Consider the following 1,522-nt stretch of genomic DNA (forward strand, 5'->3'; position numbering starts at 1 on the left):
GGCGTGCCCCGGCGCCCGCAGGCAGATCCGGTCGGCTCGGCGTCATGCCTGGGACTTCCACAGCCGGCACATCGACACGAGCCCCTCGGGGTTCTGCGGCTTGCCGTTCTTGGCGAGCACCTCCTCGGCGGGGCAGCCGCTCAGCCAGGGCTCGTCCTTGGCCTGGAAGGCGGCTTGGGTGAACAGCTCGAACTCGTTGTGCTGGCGGTTCAGCCGCAGCCCGCGGTCGGTCATCGTGGCGAAGTGCATGGGCTCGTCGAACAGCACCGAGCAGACGTAGCAGCGGCCGTCCGGGAAGATCGACAGCCGGTCGAGGGAGCAGCCGACGCAGCCGCGGTACCCCTCGTCGATGTACCGCTCCAGCTTCTGCGGGCCCGCGTAGGTCGGCGGGTACCAGATCGACGTCCGGTAGTCGTCCTTGATCGACTCCAGGTACTCGTAGAAGTCGATCCAGCGCTGCGGGGAGAGCGACCACTCGTCGGCGTTGGCGATCCCGCGCCCCTCCTCGGAGAAGACGTGGAAGTTGACCATCTTGACGCCGAGCTCGTCGGCGAGCGCGAGGAGCGGTGCCGCGTCGTCGATGTTGAGCTGGGAGATCGTGCAGATCAGCCGCACGTCGTAGCCCGCCGCGATGGTCTCGCGGATGCACGGGACCGTCTTGTCGAACATGCCCTCGCCGCGGATCGCGTCGTGCGTGGCGGGGCTCGCGCCGTCCAGGCTGAAGGAGATGTAGTGCAGCTTCGCCGGGTCGATCTTGTCGATGGTGCGCTCCAGCAGACCGTTGGAGTTGATCATGATCTGCTTGTAGCCCAGCTCCTCGGCGTAGTCGACCATGCGGGGCAGGTCGGGGTGGAGCGTGGGCTCGCCGCCGAGGAAGGTGATGTACTCGCCGCCGAGGGTGCGGCAGTAGTCCATGATGTTGCTCGCGCGGTCGAACGTCAGCGACAGTCCGCGCTCCAGCCGGTCGCCCATGTAGCAGTGTCCGCACCGCAGTTGGCACTTCTCGGTGACGTACAGATAGATGTTGTGGAACCGCTTGTAGTGGACGCGCGAGCGGTCACGGGAGCTGGTCACGCTCTCCACGGGAACAAAGGTAGCCATTGTGCACTCCCCGTTCGGAAGGGTTTCCGGGCAGGTTCGGCGCGGCGGCGACGGAATCGGACGGGACCCGGCCGGCGGCGCGTGAACCCTGGCACATGCGTGGTGCTCTCCGTACGGCGGACGTCAGCGGGCCCGGGAGCGGGAACTGGATTCCCGATCGGGTCGGGCGCTCGACACGGCAATTGGGCCGGTGGTCACCGCCGTACGCCAATGAACGTAAGGCGGGTGTTCCGGGGGATGTGAGAGTTATTCCAGCCGTGCCCCGGGGTCTCCGGGGGCCCCGGGGCGCATGTAATCGACACCGAAACGGCCCGCGGGCGGGCGCTCGCCGGAGCCTGTCAGGGGTGCGCCCCGGGCACGCCCCTGACGCCGTGAACAGCGGGAGCGTCGCCCGGACCGCTGCGAAGAACACCGCCGCGGC

Annotated in this window: 1 protein-coding gene; it reads right to left on the reverse strand. The window is 68.1% G+C overall.

All coding sequences use genetic code 11. From position 1 onward, the window contains the following. Window positions 1-42: 42 nt before the first annotated feature. Window positions 43-1,074 carry a radical SAM protein gene (locus ACFU99_RS43310; RefSeq protein ID WP_384404203.1) on the reverse strand — a complete coding sequence of 344 codons (1,032 nt, stop codon included), beginning with the start codon at window positions 1,072-1,074 and terminating at the stop codon, window positions 43-45. Window positions 1,075-1,522 lie beyond the last annotated feature (448 nt).

This window comes from Streptomyces sp. NPDC057654, from assembly GCF_042800135.1.
In the GTDB taxonomy this organism is placed as follows: domain Bacteria; phylum Actinomycetota; class Actinomycetes; order Streptomycetales; family Streptomycetaceae; genus Streptomyces.